This is a genomic window from Arthrobacter sp. STN4 (assembly GCF_024539665.1).
In the GTDB taxonomy this organism is placed as follows: Bacteria; Actinomycetota; Actinomycetes; order Actinomycetales; family Micrococcaceae; genus Specibacter.
The window spans coordinates 183616-204889 of the sequence record NZ_JAKZGX010000004.1; the positions used below are offsets into that span (position 1 = coordinate 183616).

Genomic DNA, 21274 nt, shown 5'->3' on the forward strand with positions numbered 1-21274 from the left:
CGCCCGGCGCGGGCCCTAAAACAACTGCCAACCGCGACAACACGAAACAGGAGTTTCAATATGGCGAACTACACCGCCGCAGATATCAAGGCCCTGCGCGAGCGCACCGGCGCTGGCATGATGGACGTCAAGAAGGCCCTCGACGAGGCCAACGGCGACGCCGAGAAGGCCATGGAGCTCATTCGCATCAAGGGCCTCAAGGGCGCCACGAAGCGCGAAGGGCGCTCCACCGCCGAAGGCCTCGTGGCCGCCAAGGTAGAAAACGGCGTCGGCGTCATGGTGGAAGTCAACTGCGAGACCGACTTCGTTGCCAAGTCCGCCCCGTTCATCGAGTTCTCCAACAAGGTCCTGGAAGCCGCCCTGGCTTCCGGCGCCACCGACGTTGAGGCCCTGCTGGCTGCCGAGGTTGACGGCAAGCCGCTGTCCGGGCTGGTCATCGAAGCAGGTGCCCTGCTGGGTGAGAAGGTTGCCATCCGCCGTGTTGCCCGCGTTGAAGGTGCCACGGTTGACGCCTACCTGCACAAGACCTCCAAGGACCTGCCCGCACAGGTTGGCGTGCTCTTCGCCGTCGACGGTGACAACCAGGAAGTTGCACACGACGTAGCTGTGCACATTGCCGCCATGTCCCCGAGGTTCCTGACCCGCGAAGAAGTTGCTGCAGACGTTGTTGACAACGAACGCCGCATTGCCACGGAAACCGCACAGGCCGAAGGCAAGCCCGAAGCCGCCATGACGAAGATCGTTGAAGGCCGCCTGACCGGCTTCTTCAAGGAGATCGTCCTGGTGGACCAGTCTTTCGCCAAGGACGCCAAGAAGAGCGTCGGCACCGTCCTGAACGAAGCCGGCGTGAAGGCAACCGCCTTTGCCCGCTTCCGCGTCGGAGCCTAAGTCACCCTTACCGGCTGACGTAACGCGCCGGCCGGTGTGACACAGGAAAGGGGCAGCCGCTTGGGGCGGCTGCCCCTTTCCTGTGCCCGGCGTCGGTTAGGATCTTAGGGGCACCCCTCCGGGCGGCACACTTCAACGACACCACCCCACCGACTCAACTGCACTGACATATCTGCATTGCGGAACCTTGACCGAATGACACACGGAATGGTTCCCACGGAAGGCACAATGACAACGAACACCCCCGGCTCCACGCAGGACATTGCCCACAACCCGTCAGGAACACCCAAGCGGCGCCGCGTGCTGTTGAAGCTCTCCGGCGAGGTCTTCGGCGCGGGAAAGCTAGGCGTTGACCCGGACACCATCCGGGACATCGCAAAGCAGATCGCCAGCACCGTGGACCGGGTGGAAGTGGCCGTTGTGGTCGGCGGGGGCAACTTCTTCCGCGGCGCCGAGCTTTCCCAGTCCGGCATGGACCGCTCCCGCGCCGACTACATGGGCATGCTCGGCACCGTCATGAACTGCCTGGCCCTGCAGGACTTCCTGGAGCAGGCCGGCGTGGACACCCGCGTCCAAAGCGCCATCACCATGGGGCAGGTGGCCGAGGCGTACATTCCGCGGCGCGCCATCCGGCACATGGAAAAGAGCCGCGTGGTCATCTTCGGCGCCGGCGCGGGCCTGCCCTACTTCTCCACCGACACCGTCGCCGCCCAGCGCGCCCTGGAAGTCCACGCCGACGTGGTCCTCATGGCCAAGAACGGCGTGGACGGCGTCTACACGGCCGACCCGAAGAAGGACCCCGACGCCGTCAAGCTGGAGCACCTCAGCTACGACGAGGCCATGGCCCGGGACATCCGCGTCATGGACCAGACGGCCTTCAGCCTGTGCAAGGACAACAACGTCACCATGCTGGTCTTTGGCATGGAGGGCGAAGGCAACGTGGCCCGCGCCATCCTGGGCGAAAAACTGGGCACACTCGTCACGCCATAGTACGACGGCGGGGCGCCCCGCCATGGGCCGGCGCACGGGCCCGGCAGCCCGCCGGCCCACGGTAGGATGGACTCAGGATTGCCGCGTGCCCCGGCCGCGGAGCAGTTGGGATTTTCAAAAAGTTGAGGGAGACAGACGTGATCGAAGAAACTTTGCTTGAGGCCGAGGACAAGATGGACAAGGCCATTGAGGTAGCCAAAGAGGACTTCGCCGCCGTCCGCACGGGCCGTGCCAACCCCGCCCTCTTCAACAAGGTGTTGGTGGAATACTACGGTGCACCCACCCCGCTGCAGCAGCTGGCCTCCTTTGCGGTGCCGGAGGCACGCACCCTGCTCATCACCCCCTTTGACAAAAGCGCCCTGCACGAGATCGAGCGGGCCCTGAGCTCCTCCGAGGTGGGCGCCAACCCCTCGAACGACGGCAACGTGATCCGTGTGGTCATGCCGGAACTGACACAGGAACGGCGCCGCGAATACGTCAAGCTGGTCCGCACCAAGGGCGAGGAAGCGAAGGTTTCCGTCCGCAACATCCGCCGCAAGGCCAAGGAGACCTTGGACAAGCTGGTCAAGGACGGCGACGCCGGTGAGGACGAAGGCTCACGCGCCGAAAAGGAACTCGACGCCCTGACCAAGGCGCACACGGACAACATCGACGAGCTGCTCAAGCGCAAGGAAGTCGAGCTTCTCGAGGTCTAATGACGGACCCCAAGCCTGCGCCGTCCGGCTCTCCCGGGGAGGAACCGGACGCCCCGCCCCCGGGGGCAAGCCCCCCGCCGGGCGCGGACGCATACCAGTTTCCGACCCGGAAGGCGCGGCGCATTGCGGAAATGACAGGCGTCATTCCCGTCGTCGTGCCCGGAAGGCCGGCGCCGGAAAAGGGTGCTGCCAAAAAACCGGCGCCGCACAGGACAAGGGCTGAAAAGCGGGCAGCTGAAGCGGCTGCGACCGCCGAAAAGGCCGCTTCCCCGGACACGGCAGGGGTTGCCAAGGCCGCTTCCGGCCGTCCGGCGAAAAGTGCCGGGCCGCCCGCCGTTCCCGTCCCGCCGGGCCCCATCGCACCCGTGCCTGCCTCCGTGGCAGCCCCCAAACCGTTGCGTGCGGCCAAGGCGCCGCGCACGCCCAAGGCCGGACGCGACCTTCCCGCCGCCGTCGGGGTGGGCCTGACACTGCTGGTGCTGGTCCTCGGCAGCCTCCTGTTCTTCCCGCTGGCGTTTGTGGTGGTGGCCACCGTGTTCGTGGCAGTGGGCGTGTGGGAGGTCTCGCGGGCCATCGCCACCCGCGGCATCAGGCTGCCCCTGACACCCGTATTCGTCGGGACGGTGGCCATGCCGGCGTCGGCCTACTTTGCCGGCTCGGAGGGCCTCCTGTTTGCCCTCGTGGCCAGTGCGGGGGCCACGCTCCTGTGGCGTTCGCTGGACCCGGAACCGGGCGCCGTGAAGAGCATCCTCGCCGGCGTTTTCGTCCTGATGTGGATCCCGTTCATGCTCAGCTTTGTCCTGCTGATGATGCAGGACCTCCGCCCGCCCACCCTCGGGCTGACCCTCGATTTCAACACCATGAACCCGGGCGTCATCGAAGTGGTCATCATGTTGTTCCTGGTGGTCGCCAATGACACCTTCGGCTACCTGGTGGGCGTGCTGTTCGGCAAGCACCCCATGGCCCCTAAAATCAGTCCCAAGAAGTCCTGGGAGGGGTTTGCCGGGTCCATGGGGGGTGCCATGCTCGTGGCCATCCCGGCGACGGTATTTTTCCTGGATGTGCACTGGTGGGTGGGATTCGTCCTGGCCGTTGGTATGGTCTTTGCAGGCACCGGCGGCGACTTTGCCGAGTCCATGGTCAAGCGGGAGCTTGGCATCAAGGACATGAGCAACCTGCTGCCCGGGCATGGCGGCGTCATGGACAGGCTGGATTCCATCCTGTTCGCGGCACCCGTTGCCTACGCCACCTTTAGCCTTCTAGGCCAGCTCTGATGCGCCCCCGTCGGGGGCGTCCAGGGCGGATTTTCGTCCCAGCAAGCACCACACCCGAGGAATGACAGTGACCGTGGAAGACAAGACTCGCACCAACTCCAAGTTCAAGCTGGTTGGTCCCAAGGAGATCGGGTACAACGTCAAGCAGGTTGACGTGTTCCTGGACCGTGCCCGGGCCTACTTCCTCAACGCCGACTCGAACGGCCTGGCCATCACGAGCCAGGACGTCCGCACGGCATCCTTCGATCCCGCCCGCGGCGGCTACAACGCCCAGGCCGTCGACGCGGCCATGGACCGGATTGAGGACGAATTTGTGCTCCGCGAGAAGGAGCTGCTCATCAAGGGCAAGGGTGAAAAGGCGTGGATGCTCGAAATCGGCAAAACCGCGTCCCTGCTGCGCGGCCGGCTGCACCGGCCCGACGGCGAGCGGTTCCGCCGCCCCACCAGGAAAAACGTCCAAAGCTACAACACTGCCGACGTCGACCTGCTGTGCCGCGAGCTCCTGACCTACATCGAGGACAACGGCGAGCTCAGCGTGGACGTGGTGCGCCGGGCGGTGTTTGCCCCGGCGAAGGGGGCCGAAGGCTACGAGGAAAGCCAGGTGGACGCCTTCCTGGACCGCGTCGTGGAGCTGATGGCCGCCATCGACATTCCCTCGGACAGCTAGGGGCGGTCCGGACCGGACGCCGGCCCCGGCATGGCGTGCGGGCGCTCGGGCACATGCAGCTTCGACATGAACCGGGCCATGCCGGGGTTTAGGCGGCCCGGGGTGGCCAGCGACACCGCCACCATGGTGAGGAAGGCGGCCGGAACCGTCCAGGCCGCCGGTTGCACCATGACGGTGCGCCACGGAGAATCCTGTGCCAGCTGCGCGCCCACCAGCATGGAAGCCCCGCACAGCACCGCGCCGGCTGCCATGCCGGCCATGGCACCGGCGTCGGTCAGCCCGCGCCACCAGATGCCCAGCAGCAGCAGCGGGCACACGGTGGACGCCGTGAACGCAAACACGAGCCCCACGCTGCCGGCCAGCGCCAGCGAATCCGTGCCCAGGGCCACGCCCAGGGGCACCACCGCGGCAGCCACGGCAGCGATCCGGAAGCCTCGCACGTTCCCGCCCAGCAGGTCCTGGCTGATGACGCCGGCCAGGGACACCACCAGCCCCGAAGTGGTGGACAGGAACGCCGCAAAGGCGCCAGCCACGACCAGGGCTGAAAGGATGTCCCCGCCCGGCCCGCCAACCAACCTGCCCGGAAGCAGGAGCACGGCCGCGTCCGGGATGCCGCGTGCCGCCAGCTGCGGCAGGAACACCCGGCCCAGCACCCCATAGATGGTGGGGAAGAGGTAAAAGAGGGACAGCAGCCCCAGCACGATCAGGGTGGTCCGCCGCGCCGCCGCGCCGTCGGGGTTGGTGTAAAACCGGACCAGGACGTGGGGCAGCCCCAGGGTCCCGAAAAGCAGTGCCACCATCAGGGACAGCGTCCCGTAGGTGCCGGTGCCGCCCGTGACCACCGTCAGGCAGACAACGGCGACGACGGCCCCCGCACCCACCCAAGACGGCAGTCCCGTGGTGGTCCGGATCGTCAGTGCGGCACCGTGAAGCTGCGGGACAATGTAAAACCAGCCCACAAGCACCACCAGGACGCTGGTAAGGTGGCGGGCCCGGGCGGACCCCAGGCGCGCTTCCGCGAAGTCGGGGATCGTGTAGGCGCCGGACCGCAGCAGGGGAGCGGCAACGAAGAACAGCAGCATGAGGTAGCCGGCGGTGTGGCCGATGGGAAACCACAGCGCATCAATGCCGGAGACGATGACCAGACCGGCAATGCCCAGGAAGCTGGCCGCCGAGAGGTATTCGCCGCCAATGGCTGAAGCGTTCCACCACGGCCGAACGGTCCGGGACGCCACATAAAAGTCACTCGTGGTCCGTGAGATCCGCAGCCCGTAGAAGCCGATCAATGCCGTGACGACGGAGACGGCGGTCAGGGCCGTGTAGCCGATGGCCGGGTTCACTTGCAGTCCACCAGGTCGCGGTACCTGTCCTCGTTGCGCGTGGCCGCGCGCACATACAGCCATGCGCTGGCGCCGATGATGGGGTACACGCCCGCGCCCAGCATGAGCCACGGGGCGGGAATGCCCAGGATCCGCCACTCGGCAAAGGCCGGAACCCACCGGACCGCCATCCAGCAGATCAGCAGTGCCGCCACAAAGCCCGCCGTCACCACCAGGGCCAGCCGCAGCTGGGACCTGATGAGGGACCGCACCATGACCTCGCCCACCGCCGACTGCTCGGCGACCTCCTGCGAGACGGTGGTGCTGCCGATGACGAGGCGGTCCTTGCTGCGCGGGGCCGTGACGCGCACCCGGCCGGGGGCTGGAGGTGCCGGCGGGGGAGCGGGCGGGCGGCCTGGGACGCCGTCGTCGTTCATGGTGCCGGCCGGACACGGGTGGCCTGCAGGTGTTCGCGGACAGCCGGCAGGTGGCGCCGGCTCACCGGCAGCTCGGCGTTTCCGACGGAGACCGTGGGCTTGGCCGAGCCGAGCCTCAGGGCGGTGGCGCACGGCATGCAGACCAGGTACGAGCGGTGGATGCGCAGGAAGCCGGCGCCCTGCCAGCGCTGTTCCAGATCCGACAGCGGGACGCGGACCAGATAGCTGGCCTCGGCCATCCTGCTGATCGCGTTCTCCCCGGTGGTTTCCGGCAGTGAAAGGGCCATGATCCCCGGCGCCGGCTTCGACTGGTTCCCGCTGGCCAACCCCGGGCTCATCTCCATCCCGCTCGCGTTCTTCCTGGGCTGGCTGGGGACCGTCCTGGACAAGAACAAGGAGAATCCAGCCATCCAGGCCGAGATGGCTGTCCGCTCCCTGACCGGCATTGGCGCCGAGAAGGCCGTGGAGCACTAGAGGCCACGTTTCCGACACCAAATCCGCGCCGGGCCGCGGAGTCCGCCGTTGCCCCGGTCCGCTTATGCGCCGGACCGGGGCCGGGTTTGGCGCAGCTTGTCCACTGGCGCCAAACCAACGGCGGGTCCGGCGCATAAGAAAAGAGGCCGGAGCTTATGCGCGCAACCCACGGCGGGTCCGGCGCAGAATTGTTGCCGGCGGTCCATCCGGGTTGGGATCGCAGGGCCGACTGTGGCCCGGGCCCGCACGGTTCACTTATGCGCCGGACCGGGGCCGGGTTTGGCGCAGATTGTCCACTGGCGCCAAACCCACGGCGGGTCCGGCGCATAAGAAAAGAGGCCGGAGCTTATGCGCGCAACCCACGGCGGGTCCGGCGCATAACGGAAGTGGTCGGCGGCCGGCCGCTCTACTTGTCCACGACCCGCTCCAGCAGCGGCCCGAGGCGGAACGGGACCAGCTCATTCATGGCCAGCGAGGTTTCCGTGCGCTCCACCCCGTCACAGGCGAGGATCTTCCCGTTGATGCGGAACAGGTCCTCGGCTCCGGTGGAGACCACGCGCGCCAGGATGTCGGCGCGGCCGCTGAGCCCGTGTGCCTCCACCACCTCCGGGATGCCGGCCAGCGACGCGGCCAGTTCAGCCAGTTTTTGCTGCTGGACGTGGATGGAGATGAACGCCGTCAGGGGGTAGCCCAGGGTGGCCGCGCTGATGCGGTGGTCAAAGCCCAGGAACGCCTTGCGCTTCTCCAGCGACGCCATTCTCGCCTGCACCGTATTGCGTGAAAGCCCCAGCTGCTGGGCCAGCGCCACCACGGTCTGCCGCGGGTCCTCCACGAGGGCCAGGAGAATGCGGGCGTCGGTGTCATCCAAGGTATGCATAGTGCGCAGATTAGCACGGTCAAGGCGCACCATATAGGGCAGAATGTTCAATTTATCCAAGGGACATTGCGCCAGCTGCATGCTGTGAGTAGTGTCACAACTAAGGGTTGCAATGACGCGCCCTGCCGTGCGCAACAAACCCTTGCACGCGGCCTGGGGGCCTGCATCCACAAGATGCGCCGGCCCGATGCCAGGGCCCCGCCCCGGCATGAAGCTAAGGAGGCGAACTGCCGTGCTGGAAGCATCAGCCAACTCCGGTGCATCACCGCAAACCGGGATCCACCAACTCATTGCCGCAGACGGCACCAGCGTTGCCGACGGGGAACTGGACCCCTTTGTGGCCGACGTCGACGACGCCCAGCTTGTCCGGCTTTACTCGGACATGGTGGCCATCCGTCGCATCGACGTCGAGGCGACAGCCCTCCAGCGCCAAGGCCAGCTGGCCCTGTGGCCGCCCATGCTGGGGCAGGAAGCCTCCCAGGTCGGCTCGCTCCGGGCCCTGGGCGGGGACGACTTCATTTTCCCCACCTACCGCGAAAACGGCGTGGCCTACCTCCGCGGCGCGGATTTGGCCGGGATCATGAGCACGTGGCGGGGCAGCGCCAACACCGGCTGGGACCCCTACAAGTTCAACATGGCCACCCCGCAAATCATCATCGGATCCCAGACGCTCCACGCCACCGGATACGCCATGGGCCTGGTCCTCGACGGCAAGGAAACCCTCTCCATCGCCTACCTGGGCGACGGCGCCACCAGCCAGGGCGACGTCCATGAGTCCATGGTCTTCGCCGCCAGCTTCCAGGCACCGGTCATCTTCTTCTGCCAGAACAACCACTGGGCCATCTCCGAACCGGTCGGCCTGCAGGCCCACGTGCCCATCGCCGGCCGGGCCCCGGGCTACGGGATCCCCAGCCTGCGCGTGGACGGCAACGACGTCCTCGCGGTCCTGGCTGCCACCCGCTGGGCCGCCGCCCGGGCCCGCAGCGGCGGCGGGCCCAGCTTCATCGAGGCCGTGACCTACCGCATGGGGGCCCATACGACGGCGGACGACCCCACCCGCTACCGGGGCGTCACCGAACTGGAGGAATGGGGCGCCAAGGACCCCATCGCCAGGGTCAAGGCCCTGCTGCAGGGCCGCGGGAAGCTCGACGACGACGCCGAGGCCGCGGTGGCACGGCGCGCCGACGCCGTGGCCGCGGAACTACGCGAAGGCACCATCAACCTGCCCGACCCGGCTCCGCTGAGCGTCTTCGACAACGTCTACACCACCGAACACGCCATCCTGGACCGCCAGCGCGACCACTACGAACGCTACCTGGCCGGTTTCGCACCCACGGATGGCACCACCCTGGAAGGGAGCCGGTCATGAGCAGGCTGACACTGACACAGGCCATCAACGCCGGCCTGCGCAAGGCCATGGAGGACGACCCCAAGGTGGTCCTGATGGGCGAGGACATCGGCACCCTGGGCGGGGTGTTCCGTGTGACCGACGGGCTGATGAAAGACTTCGGTTCACACCGGGTCATTGACACGCCCCTGGCCGAATCCGCCATCATCGGCACCGCCGTGGGCCTGGCCTACCGCGGCTTCCGGCCCGTCTGTGAGATCCAGTTCGACGGCTTCATCTACCCGGGCTTTGACCAGATTGTCTCCCAGGTTGCCAAGCTCCACATGCGCACGCACGGGCAGGTCCGCATGCCGCTGACGATCCGGGTCCCGTTTGGCGGAGGCATCGGATCCCCGGAACACCACTCCGAATCGCCGGAAGCCTACTTTGTGCACACCTCCGGGCTGCGCGTCATCAGCGCCTCCAACCCGCAGGACGCCTACACCCTTCTGCGCCAGGCCATCGCGTGCGATGACCCGGTGATGTTCTTTGAACCCAAGCGCCGCTACCACGCCAAGGGCGAGGTGGACCTGGACGCGGACCTCACCCGCGCCCCCGCCATGGGCGCCTCCCGCGTGGTGCACGCCGGAACCGACGTGACCCTGGTGACCTACGGCCCCCTCGTCGCCACCGCCCTCGACGCGGCCAAGGCAGCGGCCGACGACGGCATCTCCCTTGAGGTGGTCGACCTGCGTTCGCTCTCGCCCCTGGACTACGGCCCCATTGAGGAATCCGTGCGCCGCACCGGCCGCGTCGTGATCACCCATGAGGCGTCGGAGACCCTGGGCCTGGGCGCCGAGGTGGCCGCCGGCATCACCGAGCGGTGCTTCAACTATCTGGAGGCCGCCCCCGTGCGCGTCACGGGCTTCGACATCCCCTACCCGCCGTCCAAGCTGGAAAAGCACCACCTGCCCGACCTTGACCGCATGCTCGACGGCGTTGACCGCGCCCTGGGGCGCCCCAACTCCCTTTCGGGGCTGGAAGGATGACCATGATTACCGAATTCAGGCTGCCGGACCTGGGCGAAGGCCTCACGGAATCGGAGATCGTCAGCTGGCATGTGGCGGTGGGTGACAGGGTGGAACTGAACCAGGTCATCGGCGAAGTGGAGACCGCCAAGGCCGTCGTGGAACTTCCCTCGCCCTACGCCGGGACGGTCACCGCCATCACGCACGAGCCCGGGACCACCGTGGAGGTGGGGGAGGTCATCATCGCCTTTGAGGTGCCCGGCCAGGGGCAGGATGCACCCGCCGCGGACCAGCCGGCCGACGAGGCGCCCGCCAAGCGCGTGCCGACCCTGGTGGGCTACGGCGCCGAACCCGAATCCTCGAAGCGTCCCGTGCGGCGGACCCGGCAATTTGCCCCGGCCGGAGCCGCAGCGCCCGCCGCAGCGCCCACCGGGGTTCCGGCCGCAGCCCCGGCCGGCGCGCCCGCCGTGGCAGTGGCCGACGCCCAGGCGCGCGTGCAGGCGGACCGCCCCCGGTCCACGCCTCCCGTGCGAAAGCTGGCCCGCGACATGGGGATCGACCTGGCCGCGCTGACTGGCTCCGGGGACCACGGGCTGATCACCCGCCAGGACGTCGTCACCTTTGCCGGGGGACAGGAAAAGGGCGCCGAGGGCGCCGCGGAAGCACCGGCGTCGACCACGGGAACTGCGGCAGCCCGGGACCGGACGGACACGTCCCGCGAGGTGCGCACCCCCATCAAGGGCGTGCGGAAGTTCACGGCGGCCGCCATGGTCCAAAGTGCGTTCACGGCACCCCACGTGACGGAATTCCTGACGGTTGATGTCACCGCCGGCATGGAGTTCCTGGCGAAACTGCGGGCGGCACGGGAGTTCGCGGACGTCAAGCTCACGCCGCTGACGCTGGCGGCCCGGGCCGTGTGCCTGGGGATTGCGCGGCAGCCGTCGCTGAACTCGCACTGGGACGGCGCCGCGAATGAGATAGTCACCAAGAACTATGTCAACCTCGGCATTGCCGCAGCAACACCCAGGGGACTGGTGGTGCCCAACATCAAGGACGCACAGCAGCTGGGCCTGCACGGGCTGGCCGCGGCGCTCGGGGAACTGGCCGCCACCGCCCGCGCCGGGAAGACACAGCCGGCGGACCTGGCCGGCGGCACATTCTCCATCACCAACATCGGCGTTTTCGGCATTGACGCCGGCACACCCATCCTGAACCCGGGCGAGGCCGGGATCCTGGCGCTGGGCGCCGTGCGGAACACGCCCTGGGAATACCAGGGGACCGTTGCGCTGCGGCAGGTCATGACGCTGAGCCTTTCCTTCGACCACCGGCTGGTGGACGGGGAACAGGGCTCGCGTTTCCTGGCCGACGTGGGTGCCGTCATGTCCGATCCCGCCATGGCGCTGGCCCTGTGCTGAGCCGCCCGTGCTGAAAACTGCGGCTTTTCTGCAATCTTGGGCCTCTGGAATAGCCGCAGCAGCAGACGTATTATGTGTAGTGACCCCCACTTTGGGAGCCAACTGAAGGGAAACCTAAGGAGGTTGGTATCGATGAAGAAGTGGAACCGCTGGCAAGACTATGTTGCCGTGATTGCAGGCCTTTACGCCGCGTTGTCAACAATCTGGACGACGCAGCAGGGCAGTTCCATGGTCCTGATGATCGGCTTCGGCGTACTGCTGATCCTGGCAGGCGTCTGGAACCTCATGAGCCCCGGTACACCGGTAGGCGAATGGGTTCGAATGGTGATTGCCGCCTTGCTGTTCATTTCTCCCTGGATCGGCGGGTACTCCGGCCACATGGGAGCGGCATGGACGTCCTGGATTACAGGCGGCGTGGCCCTGATCGTTGGCGCGCTCGCAATACAACCAAGCATGCGCCAACACACCGTTGGGCATGACCACGGCCTGCCGGCCCATTAATTCCATTAGTGCCAAGCCAGAAGGCGCCGGAACCCCCGGCGCCTTCTGGGTGCCCGGGCCGCTTGCGCAGGCACGGCGTGCCCGGGCCGCTTGCACGGGAAACGCGGGCCGGCCGGCTCAGGCCCCGGCCAGCCCGCTCCACGCCATGGCCTCCAGCACCGCCCGGGCGGCGGGGACGCCGGGGCGCCGCCCGGACAGCCGGACACTGTGCGGGGTGGAGTTGATCAGGCCGAACACGGCATGGGCCTGCAGGCGCCGCATGTCGGCTGCCCGGTCAGGGTACAGCCGGCCCAGCACCTCCACCCAAAGTTCCACGTAGGCCCGCTGCAGGGTGCGCACCTGGCGCTGGTCGCCGGCGCTGAGGCTGTCAAAGTCCCGGTCCTGGACGCGGATGACATCGGGCTGGGACAGGGCAAAGTCCACGTGGAAGGCGATGAGCCCGCGGAGGGCGGCGCCGTCACCGTGCCCGGCCGCCAGGACGGTCCGCCCGCCGGCCAGCAGGTCCTCGCTGACCCCCACCAGCAGCGCCCCGAGCAGGGCCTGCTTGCCGCTGAAATGGCGGTACACGGCCGGTCCGCTCACACCGGCGGCCGCGCCGAGGTCCTCGATGGACACGCCGTTGAAGCCGCGGCGGGCAAAAAGCGCGGCGGCGGAATCAAGGAGCACGGTGCGGCGGTTGGCCTTGGCCTGCCTGCGGGTGGTGGCTGGGGACTCGCTCATGTTTTCCTTGTGCTGGACTTCACGGAATTCTCCGACTAACCTGAAACTCAGTTAATAACCATTAACTTAGCACGTGGATTCCGGACGAGGTAGGGCGCCCCTGCGGTGCCCCGGACGGGGAACGGATTTTTGGTCAATGGAGACTTTGCAAAGCCGCGTCGAACCGGGCGCCGACGCCTTTGAACGCAACGGCAGTGCCCAGCGCGAACTGGCCGCCGAACTGCGCGAACGGCTGCGCACCACGGCACTGGGCGGGCCGGCGAAATCCCGGGAACGCCACCTGGCCCGCGGGAAGCTGCTGCCCCGCGACCGGGTGGACCGGCTGCTTGACGACGGCAGCCCCTTCCTGGAAATCTCGCCCCTGGCGGCCAACGGGATGTACGACGGCGCATCCCCGGGCGCCGGGGTCATCGCCGGCATCGGCCTGGTGGCGGGCCGCCACGTCATGGTGGTTTCCAACGACGCCACCGTCAAGGGCGGCACCTACTACCCGATGACGGTCAAGAAGCACCTGCGCGCGCAGGAGATCGCCCTGGAAAACAAGCTGCCGTGCATCTACCTGGTGGATTCCGGCGGCGCGTTCCTGCCCCGGCAGGATGAGGTGTTCCCGGACCGCGAGCACTTTGGCCGGATCTTCTTCAACCAGGCGCAGATGTCCGCCCGGAAGATCCCGCAGATCGCCGCCGTCATGGGCTCCTGCACGGCCGGCGGCGCCTACGTGCCGGCCATGAGCGACGAGACGGTGATCGTGCGCAACCAAGGCACCATCTTCCTGGGCGGCCCGCCGCTGGTGAAGGCCGCCATCGGGGAAATTGTCACGGCGGAGGAACTCGGCGGCGGCGACGTCCACGCGCGCATCTCCGGCGTGGTGGACCACCTGGCCGAAAACGACGAACACGCCCTGGCCATGGTGCGCGACATCGTCGCCACGCTGCCGCCCAACCCCGCACCGGCGTGGGACCTGCAGCCGCCGGAGGCGCCCGCCGTCGACCCGGGCGAACTCTACGGCGCCGTCCCCACGGACCTGAACACCCCGTATGACATCCGCGAGGTCATCGCCCGGATCGTGGACGGCAGCCGCTTCCACGAATTCAAGAAAAACTACGGCACCACGCTGGTCACCGGGTTCGCCCGGCTGCACGGCCATCCGGTGGGCCTCGTGGCGAACAACGGCGTGCTGTTCAGTGAATCGGCCCTGAAGGGCGCGCACTTCATCGAACTGTGCGACCAGCGCGGCATCCCGCTCATTTTCCTGCAAAACCTCAACGGCTTCATGGTGGGCAAGGACTACGAACAGGGCGGCATCGCCAAGCACGGCGCCAAGATGGTCACGGCCGTCGCCACCGCCCGCGTGCCCAAGCTGACGGTGATCGTGGGCGGCTCGTTCGGCGCCGGCAACTACTCCATGTGCGGGCGGGCCTACTCGCCGCGCTTCCTGTGGATGTGGCCGGCCGCGCGGATCTCCGTCATGGGCGGCAACCAGGCGTCCGCCGTGCTCGCCACGGTCAAGCGGGACGCGCACGAACGCCGCGGCGAGGAGTGGTCCGCCGCGGACGAGGAAGCGTTCAAGGCGCCCATCAAGGCCCAGTACGAGGACCAGGGCAGCCCGTACTACTCCACCGCCCGGCTCTGGGACGACGGCGTCATCGACCCGGCGGACACGCGCACCGTGCTGGGCCTGGCCCTGGACGTCTGCGCCCGGACCCCGTTGCCGGACACCTCCTTCGGCCTCTTTAGAATGTGAGCCACGCATGACCAGTCCCTTTGACAGTTCGAAGTTCTCCACCGTCCTGGTGGCCAACCGCGGTGAAATCGCCTGCCGCGTCATCCGCACGCTGCGCACCCTGGGCCTGCGTTCGGTGGCCGTCTATTCCGAGGCCGACGCCGGGGCCCGCCACGTGCGCGAGGCCGACACCGCCGTCTGCCTGGGCCCGGCGGCCGCGTCCGAAAGCTACCTGAACATCGACGCCGTGCTGGCCGCCTGCCGCGCGTCCGGCGCGCAGGCCGTCCACCCCGGCTACGGCTTCCTGTCCGAGAACGTCGCCTTTGCCCGGGCCCTCGCGGACGCCGGCATCACGTTCATCGGACCCAACATCAAGGCCCTGGACGTCATGGGGGACAAGATCCGCTCCAAAAACCATGTGGCCGCCGCCGGGGTGCCCGTGGTTCCCGGCATCTCCGAGCCCGGCCTCACGGACGCGGACCTCATCGCAGCGGCCGCGGGCATCGGCTTTCCCGTCCTCATCAAGCCCTCCGCCGGCGGCGGCGGCAAGGGCATGCACGCCGTGTGGGCGCCGGCGGAACTGCCCGCCACCCTGGCCACGGCCCGGCGCGTGGCCGCCGGCTCCTTCGGCGACGACACCCTGTTCCTGGAACGGCTCGTCTCCACGCCCCGGCACATCGAGGTGCAGGTCCTCGGCGACGGCTTCGGCAACGTCATCCACCTGGGCGAACGCGAATGCTCGCTGCAGCGCCGCCACCAAAAAGTCATCGAGGAGGCGCCCTCGCCGCTGCTGGACTCCCTGCCCGACGGCGCAGCCGTCCGCGAACGCATCGGCGCCGCGGCGTGCGCGGCTGCCGCCAGCGTGGACTACACCGGCGCCGGCACCGTGGAGTTCCTGGTCTCCAATGACAACCCGGACGAGTTCTTCTTCATGGAGATGAACACCCGCCTGCAGGTGGAACACCCCGTGACGGAAATGGTGGTGCGTGCCAACGGGCAGCCGCTGGACCTGGTCGAATGGCAGCTGCGCATCGCGGCGGGGGAAAAGCTCACCGTGGCCCAGTCCGACGTCGAACTTCTCGGCCATGCCGTGGAGGCGCGGGTCTATGCCGAAAACCCGGCGCAGGGCTTCCTGCCCTCGGCCGGCACCGTGGCGTTGCTGGATGAATCCATCGCCGGGCGCGACGGCGTCCGCGTGGACAGCTCGCTTTTGCCGGGCCTGGAAATTTCCGCGAACTACGACCCGATGCTGGCCAAGGTCATTGCGGCCGGCGCCGGCCGGGAGCAAGCCCTGGCCCGGCTGGACGCGGCCCTGGGCGACTACGTGGTGCTGGGCGTGCCCACCAACATCGAATACCTGCGCCTGCTCCTGGCTGATCCCGACGTGCAGGCCGGCCGGCTCGACACCAACCTGATCGAACGCAAGCTGCCCGCCATGGAGTTCCGCACCCTTGGTGCCGCCGACTACGCCGCAGCCGCCCTCTGGTCGCGGAGCCGGGGCGTCGGGCGGGGCCTCGGGTCCGGCGGGCCGGGGCCCGGGGTGGCCGCGGGCAGCCCCTGGGGCCGCACCGACGGCTGGCGGCTGGGGGACCCTGCACCATGGCGGGTCGCCTGCGCCGGGCCGGGCCGCACCGGCGTCGTGACGGTCAGCGGCACGGAAGGGTCCGGCGTCGTACACGTCACCGGGCCGGGCGGGGACGACGGGCCCGGGCACCGGGCCGGGCTGGCCCACGCACAGGAGGGCAGGCTGGAACTGCCCTGGGACGGGGAGCGGCGGCACTACCAGGCCGTGTTCCAGGACGGCGCCGTGGTCCTGGGCAGCGGCGGGTGGAGCGCCCGCGTGCCCGTCCTCAGCCGCGGGGAAGCCACGGCACGGATGCTCGCCGGGATCGAGCAGGAGGACCAGGCGGCCAGTCCCGAGGTCCGCAGCCCCATGCCCGGCACCGTCACCTCCGTCAACGTCTCCACCGGGGAGCCCGTCGAGGCCGGCACCGTGCTGCTCGCCGTGGAGGCCATGAAAATGGAACACCAGCTCACCGCCGCCGTGGCCGGGATCGCGCACATCAGCGTCGGCGTCGGCAGCCTCGTCAAGGCGGACCAAGTGGTCGCCACCATCCAAACAGCAACACCCGAAGGGGAATGACGTGCCCAATTTTGAACTCAGCGACGACTACCAGGACTTGAGCGACACCGTCCGGGACTTTGCCGACAATGTGGTGGCCCCCGTGTCCGCCCGGCACGACGAGGAACACAGCTTCCCGTACGAGCTGGTCAGGCAGATGGGCGGGATGGGGCTCTTCGGGCTGCCGTTCCCGGAGGAGTACGGCGGCATGGGAGGGGACTACTTCGCCCTGTCCCTGGCCTTGGAGCAGCTGGGCCGGGTGGACCAGTCGGTCGCCATCACGCTGGAGGCCGGCGTCTCACTCGGCGCCATGCCCATCCACCGCTTCGGCACCGAGGCGCAAAAGCAGCAGTGGCTGCCGGTCCTGGCCTCCGGGGAGGCGCTGGCCGGCTTTGGCCTGACCGAGCCCGACGCCGGATCGGACGCCGGGGGCACCACCACCCGGGCGAGGCTGGAGGGCGGCGAGTGGATCCTGGACGGCCACAAGCAGTTCATCACCAACTCCGGCACGGACATCACCAGGTTCGTCACGATGACCGCCGTGACCGGCACCTCCGAACGCAAGGACGGCTCCGTCAAGAAGGAGATCTCCACCATCGTGGTGCCCAACGGCACGCCCGGCTTCACGGTGGAAAGGCCGTACAACAAGGTGGGCTGGAACGCCTCCGACACCCACCCGCTGACCCTTGCGGACGTCCACGTGCCGGAGGAGAACCTGATCGGCGTGCGCGGCCGCGGCTACGCCAACTTCCTCTCCATCCTGGATGAGGGCCGCATCGCCATCGCCGCACTGGCGACGGGCGCGGCACAGGGCTGCGTGGACGAGGCGGTCAGGTACGCCAAGGAACGCACGGCCTTCGGCCACAACATCGGCCGCTACCAGGGCATCTCCTTCAAGATTGCCCGCATGCAGACCCGTGCGCACACCGCCCGGCTCGCCTATTACGACGCCGCGGCCCGCATGCTGGCCGGCAAGCCGTTCAAGACGGAGGCGGCCATCGCTAAGATGGTCGCAAGCGAGGCGGCCATGGACAACGCCCGCGACGCAACACAGGTGTTTGGCGGCTACGGCTTCATCAACGAGTTCACCGTGGCCCGCCACTACCGCGATTCAAAGATCCTGGAGATGGGGGAGGGAACCACTGAAGTCCAGCTCATGCTCATAGCCCGCGACCTCGGCCTGTAGCCCGGAACAAGGTGCCGGTCCGGCACCCGCCACGGCTCAGGCCGGGACCGACGAAGAATGAAAGGTACTTGCGATGATCAACAAAGTGGTTGCATCCGCTGCCGCCGCCGTCCATGACATCCACCACGGCGCGTCACTGGCCGTCGGCGGCTTTGGTCTGTGCGGCATTCCGGTGGCCCTGATCCAGGCCGTGCACGACGCCGGCACCTCGGAGCTGGAAACCATCTCCAACAACTGCGGCGTGGACGACTGGGGGCTCGGCGTGCTGCTCAGCGACGGGCGCATCCGGCGCACCATCTCCTCCTATGTGGGGGAGAACAAGGAATTTGCCCGCCAGTTCCTGGCCGGTGAGCTTGAGGTGGAGCTGACCCCGCAGGGCACCCTGGCCGAGAAGCTGCGCGCGGGAGGCGCCGGGATCCCGGCGTTTTACACGGCAGCCGGGGTGGGCACCCAGGTCTCCGAGGGCGGCCTGCCCCGGAAGTACGACGGCGCCGGGGGAGTGGCGATTGCCTCCGAACCCAAGGAGGTGCGCACCTTTGGGGGCGCCGACTTTGTGCTGGAGGAGTCCCTGACCCCCGACTTTGCCCTGGTCCACGCCCTCAAGGGCGACCGCCACGGCAACCTGGTCTTCCACGCGACCGCCATGAACTTCAACCCGCTATGCGCCATGGCCGGAAAGATCACGATCGCCGAGGTGGAGGAACTGGTGGAACCCGGTGAACTGGACCCCGGGCAGGTCCACGTCCCCGGCATCTTTGTCCAGCGCGTGGTCCACGTTCCGGCCGGCTCCCCGGGCAGCGAAAAGCGCATCGAAAAGCGCACGGTGCAGCCGGATCCGCCGGCCGGACCTGTCGAGACCCAGGTTGCCGACACCCAGGCGAAGGAGGCATGACCATGGCACTGACACGCAACGAACTGGCCGCCCGGGTGGCGCGGGAACTGCACAACGGACAGTATGTGAACCTCGGCATCGGCATGCCCACCCTGATCCCCAACTTCATCCCGGACGGGGTGGAGGTGGTGCTTCACTCGGAAAACGGGATCCTCGGCACCGGCCCGTACCCGGTGGATGCGGACGTGGACCCGGACCTGATCAACGCCGGCAAGGAAACCGTCACCGTCAACAAGGGCGCGGCGTTCTTTGACTCGGCCCTGTCCTTTGGCATGGTGCGCGGCGGCCACGTGGACGTGGCCGTGCTCGGTGCCATGCAGGTGGCCCAAAACGGCGACCTCGCCAACTGGATGATCCCCGGGAAAATGGTCAAGGGCATGGGCGGCGCCATGGACCTGGTGTTCGGCGCCAAGAAGCTGATCATCATGATGGAGCACACGGACAAGGCCGGGAACCCGAAGATCCTGCAAAACTGCACCCTCCCGCTGACGGGCAGGGGCTGCGTGGACCTGATCGTCACCGACCTGGCCGTCATCGAGGTGACCCCGGACGGGCTGGTCCTGAAGGAACTGGCACCCGGCGTCACCGTGGAGGAGATCGTGGCCGCCACCGGCGCCCCGCTGAACCTTGAGATGCACGACCTGGACAACGTATGAGCGGCGGACCCGTGGTCACCCAGAGGGGGCTCTACTACGAGGAGCTGGAGCCCGGCGTCGTCTATGAACACCGGCCGGGGCGCACCATGACCGAGACGGACAACGTCCTGTTCACCACCATGACCATGAACACGCAGTCGCTGCACCTTGACGCTGCCTGGAGCGCCACGCAGCCGTTTGGGCAGCGCCTCATGAATTCCATGTTCACCCTGGCCACCATGGTGGGGCAGTCCGTGGCGCAGCTGACCCAGGGCACCATCGTGGCGCAGCTGGGCATGGACGGGATTTCCTTCCCCCACCCGCTGTTCCACGGCGACACCCTGTACACGGAAACTGTGGTGACCGAAAAACGGCTCTCGTCCTCACGCCCGGGCCAGGGCATCGTGACGATGGCCCACACCGGCCGCAACCAGGATGGCGTTGTGGTGGGCAGGGCCAGCCGCACCGCACTGTTCTGGCTCAAGCCCACCGATTAAGGAGCACACCATCAGCCAACCGCACGCAGCCTTCACGATGGGCCCGGCACTCCTGTTTGCCCCGGCCGACCGGCCCGAACGCTACGCCAAGGCGGCGGACCGTTCGGACGCCGTCATCCTGGACCTGGAAGACGCCGTGGCACCCGGGGCCAAGGCAGCGGCCCGCGGGCACCTCGTGGACACCCCGCTGGAGCCGGATGCCACCATGGTGCGCATCAACGCGCTGGGCACACCCGAGAGCGGACTGGACCTCGCCGCGCTGGCCTGCACCCGCTACCGCACCGTCATGGTCGCCAAGGCCGAGGACCCGGACGCCGTGGCCGCGCTCGCCGGCTTCCACGTCGTGGCCCTGTGCGAGACGGCGGCAGGCATTATGGCCGCGCCCGAGCTGGCCAGGCTGCCCAACGTTGTCGCCCTCATGTGGGGGGCGGAGGACCTCGTGGCCTCCCTGGGCGGCACGTCCAGCCGCTTCGCCGACGGCCGCTACCGGGCCGTGGCAATGCAGGCGCGCTCGCAGCTGCTGCTGGCCGCCGGGGCCGCCGGCAAGGTGGCGGTCGACTCCATCTATGCGGACATCCCCGACCTGGCCGGGCTGGGCGCGGAGGCCGAGGACGCCGTGGCCAGCGGCTTCGGTGCCAAGGCCTGCATCCACCCCGGCCAGGTGCCGGTGGTCCGTGCCGCCTACCGGCCCACCGATGCGGACGTTGCGGCGGCCCGGGAACTCCTGGCCGCGGCGGAAGCTGCCGGCACAGGCGTGTTTGCCTTCAACGGCAAGATGGTGGACGGCCCCATCCTGCTGCACGCCAGGCAAACCCTCCGCCGCGCCACCCTCTAACAACGCCCGGTTGCAATCGGGGGTGTTTTGCCCAACGCCCGGTTGCAAACGGGGCGTTTTCCGGTGACGCTCCCGCACTGCGGTGCGGAAGCGTTTTCGGATTTGATGCCATTCGTGCGGGAGCGTTTGTGGGCGTCGTACTTTTTGGTTGGGCTAGACGGCGGCGAGGGACTCTTCGCGCACGCTCTTCATGGCGTGGGTCCACGGGACCAGCTGGTCGAGCATGGGGGCCAGCGAGGCGGCCTGCTGCTCGGTGGGCTTGAAGGTGGAGAAGTTCTCAAAGTCGGCGAACAGCGAGAACATGCCGGTCTTCTGCACGTGGGCCACCTGCAGCTCGGACAGGATGCCGCGCAGGTGCTCGGCGGCGCGGGTGCCAAAGGCCGAGCCGTAGCCGACGATGCCGGCAGCCTTGTTGTTGAACTCGACGTTCAGGTAGGAGAGGGCGTTGGCCAGCGCCGGCTGGACCGAGTGGTTGTATTCGCCGGCGATGAAGACGTAGCCGTCAAATTCGGCAATCTTGGCGGCCCAGGCCTTGGTGTGGTCGTTCTGGTAGTTCTGGTAGCCGGCGGGGTAGGCCTCGTCCAGGATGGGGAGGTTGAAATCGGCAATGTCCACGATTTCGTAGTCGGCGTCGCCGCGCTCCTGGGCCTGGGCCAGGACCCACTGGGCCACGCCGATGTTGTTGCGTCCGGGGCGGGTGGATCCGGTGACGATGGCGATCTTGGACATGTGCGGTGCTCCTTGAAATCGAGGTCCGCCACCCGGGTAGGTG

The 21274-nt window shown here is 68.1% G+C and carries 22 protein-coding genes and 1 pseudogene; 17 read left to right on the forward strand and 6 right to left on the reverse strand.

The genetic code is table 11. The annotated features are described in order from the left end of the window. Positions 1-60: 60 nt before the first annotated feature. The 5 genes from tsf to MMF96_RS05315 all read left to right on the forward strand — a co-directional run bounded on the left by tsf (position 61) and on the right by MMF96_RS05315 (position 4514). Positions 61-888 (forward strand): translation elongation factor Ts, encoded by an 828-nt coding sequence (tsf, locus tag MMF96_RS05295; RefSeq protein ID WP_176615646.1) that lies wholly within the window; start codon positions 61-63, stop codon positions 886-888. Positions 889-1116: 228 nt separating this feature from the next. Next, complete coding sequence (gene pyrH, locus MMF96_RS05300) at positions 1117-1878, forward strand: UMP kinase (protein WP_176615647.1); 762 nt, start codon at positions 1117-1119, stop codon at positions 1876-1878. 137 nt (positions 1879-2015) lie between these two features. Continuing rightward, positions 2016-2573, forward strand: coding sequence for a ribosome recycling factor (gene frr / locus MMF96_RS05305; protein ID WP_176615648.1), 558 nt, complete (start codon positions 2016-2018; stop codon positions 2571-2573). A gap of 131 nt (positions 2574-2704) precedes the next feature. Next, positions 2705-3847: a phosphatidate cytidylyltransferase gene (locus MMF96_RS05310; RefSeq protein WP_256882795.1), complete on the forward strand. Its 1143-nt coding sequence runs from the start codon at positions 2705-2707 to the stop codon at positions 3845-3847. A 67-nt stretch (positions 3848-3914) separates the two neighbouring features. Further along, a complete protein-coding gene (locus MMF96_RS05315) occupies positions 3915-4514 on the forward strand; it encodes a DivIVA domain-containing protein (RefSeq protein WP_371130821.1) in 600 nt (199 codons plus the stop codon). Here the strand turns inward: MMF96_RS05315 and MMF96_RS05320 are convergent. From MMF96_RS05320 to MMF96_RS05330, 3 genes are read right to left on the reverse strand one after another with little or no spacing between them, the layout of a single operon-like run. Continuing rightward, the gene (locus MMF96_RS05320; RefSeq protein ID WP_256882797.1) at positions 4511-5854 is read right to left on the reverse strand and encodes a cation acetate symporter; all 1344 of its coding nucleotides are present in this window, start codon (positions 5852-5854) and stop codon (positions 4511-4513) included. The genes MMF96_RS05315 and MMF96_RS05320 overlap by 4 nt on opposite strands. Beyond that, positions 5851-6270 (reverse strand): hypothetical protein, encoded by a 420-nt coding sequence (locus MMF96_RS05325; protein WP_256882798.1) that lies wholly within the window; start codon positions 6268-6270, stop codon positions 5851-5853. Before MMF96_RS05325 ends, MMF96_RS05320 begins: the two co-directional genes overlap by 4 nt. Beyond that, positions 6267-6614 (reverse strand): LytTR family DNA-binding domain-containing protein, encoded by a 348-nt coding sequence (locus tag MMF96_RS05330; RefSeq protein WP_306295710.1) that lies wholly within the window; start codon positions 6612-6614, stop codon positions 6267-6269. The genes MMF96_RS05325 and MMF96_RS05330 overlap by 4 nt, the downstream gene beginning before the upstream one ends. On the opposite strand from MMF96_RS05330, the pseudogene MMF96_RS05335 reads away from it, so the two are divergent. Continuing rightward, positions 6496-6744 (forward strand): annotated as a pseudogene (locus MMF96_RS05335) (cation acetate symporter); the annotation flags it as partial. The gene MMF96_RS05330 and the pseudogene MMF96_RS05335 sit on opposite strands and share 119 nt — an antisense overlap. Positions 6745-7150: 406 nt before the next feature. On the opposite strand, the gene MMF96_RS05340 reads toward MMF96_RS05335, so the two are convergent. Beyond that, on the reverse strand, positions 7151-7621 hold the full coding sequence (locus MMF96_RS05340) for an Lrp/AsnC family transcriptional regulator (protein ID WP_176615652.1): 471 nt from the start codon (positions 7619-7621) through the stop codon (positions 7151-7153). Between the two features lie 208 nt (positions 7622-7829). On the opposite strand from MMF96_RS05340, the gene pdhA reads away from it, so the two are divergent. The 4 genes from pdhA to MMF96_RS05360 all read left to right on the forward strand — a co-directional run bounded on the left by pdhA (position 7830) and on the right by MMF96_RS05360 (position 11892). After that, positions 7830-8990, forward strand: coding sequence for a pyruvate dehydrogenase (acetyl-transferring) E1 component subunit alpha (pdhA, locus tag MMF96_RS05345; RefSeq protein ID WP_176615653.1), 1161 nt, complete (start codon positions 7830-7832; stop codon positions 8988-8990). After that, the gene (locus tag MMF96_RS05350) at positions 8987-9997 is read left to right on the forward strand and encodes an alpha-ketoacid dehydrogenase subunit beta (RefSeq protein WP_176615654.1); all 1011 of its coding nucleotides are present in this window, start codon (positions 8987-8989) and stop codon (positions 9995-9997) included. The genes pdhA and MMF96_RS05350 overlap by 4 nt, the downstream gene beginning before the upstream one ends. A 2-nt stretch (positions 9998-9999) precedes the next feature. Next, positions 10000-11391 (forward strand): dihydrolipoamide acetyltransferase family protein, encoded by a 1392-nt coding sequence (locus tag MMF96_RS05355; protein ID WP_176615655.1) that lies wholly within the window; start codon positions 10000-10002, stop codon positions 11389-11391. A gap of 132 nt (positions 11392-11523) precedes the next feature. Then, positions 11524-11892, forward strand: a complete 369-nt coding sequence (locus MMF96_RS05360; protein WP_176615656.1) for an SPW repeat protein — start codon at positions 11524-11526, stop codon at positions 11890-11892. Between the two features lie 117 nt (positions 11893-12009). Here MMF96_RS05360 and MMF96_RS05365 read toward each other — a convergent pair whose 3' ends face one another. Further along, positions 12010-12612, reverse strand: coding sequence for a TetR/AcrR family transcriptional regulator (locus MMF96_RS05365; protein ID WP_176615657.1), 603 nt, complete (start codon positions 12610-12612; stop codon positions 12010-12012). Between the two features lie 136 nt (positions 12613-12748). On the opposite strand from MMF96_RS05365, the gene MMF96_RS05370 reads away from it, so the two are divergent. The 7 genes from MMF96_RS05370 to MMF96_RS05400 all read left to right on the forward strand — a co-directional run bounded on the left by MMF96_RS05370 (position 12749) and on the right by MMF96_RS05400 (position 20502). Further along, complete coding sequence (locus MMF96_RS05370; RefSeq protein ID WP_176615658.1) at positions 12749-14356, forward strand: carboxyl transferase domain-containing protein; 1608 nt, start codon at positions 12749-12751, stop codon at positions 14354-14356. Positions 14357-14363: 7 nt separating this feature from the next. Next, positions 14364-16478 carry a biotin carboxylase N-terminal domain-containing protein gene (locus MMF96_RS05375; RefSeq protein ID WP_256882799.1) on the forward strand — a complete coding sequence of 705 codons (2115 nt, stop codon included), beginning with the start codon at positions 14364-14366 and terminating at the stop codon, positions 16476-16478. A gap of 1 nt (position 16479) precedes the next feature. Then, positions 16480-17643 carry an acyl-CoA dehydrogenase family protein gene (locus tag MMF96_RS05380; RefSeq protein WP_256882800.1) on the forward strand — a complete coding sequence of 388 codons (1164 nt, stop codon included), beginning with the start codon at positions 16480-16482 and terminating at the stop codon, positions 17641-17643. A gap of 73 nt (positions 17644-17716) precedes the next feature. Then, positions 17717-18535, forward strand: a complete 819-nt coding sequence (locus MMF96_RS05385; RefSeq protein WP_256882801.1) for a CoA transferase subunit A — start codon at positions 17717-17719, stop codon at positions 18533-18535. A gap of 2 nt (positions 18536-18537) precedes the next feature. Then, the gene (locus tag MMF96_RS05390; protein ID WP_176615662.1) at positions 18538-19191 is read left to right on the forward strand and encodes a CoA transferase subunit B; all 654 of its coding nucleotides are present in this window, start codon (positions 18538-18540) and stop codon (positions 19189-19191) included. Continuing rightward, positions 19188-19667 (forward strand): MaoC family dehydratase, encoded by a 480-nt coding sequence (locus tag MMF96_RS05395; protein ID WP_176615663.1) that lies wholly within the window; start codon positions 19188-19190, stop codon positions 19665-19667. Before MMF96_RS05390 ends, MMF96_RS05395 begins: the two co-directional genes overlap by 4 nt. Before the next feature lie 37 nt (positions 19668-19704). After that, complete coding sequence (locus MMF96_RS05400; RefSeq protein ID WP_256882802.1) at positions 19705-20502, forward strand: CoA ester lyase; 798 nt, start codon at positions 19705-19707, stop codon at positions 20500-20502. A 153-nt stretch (positions 20503-20655) separates the two neighbouring features. Here the strand turns inward: MMF96_RS05400 and MMF96_RS05405 are convergent, their stop codons facing one another. After that, the gene (locus MMF96_RS05405) at positions 20656-21231 is read right to left on the reverse strand and encodes an NADPH-dependent FMN reductase (protein ID WP_256882803.1); all 576 of its coding nucleotides are present in this window, start codon (positions 21229-21231) and stop codon (positions 20656-20658) included. Between the last annotated feature and the right edge of the window lie 43 nt (positions 21232-21274).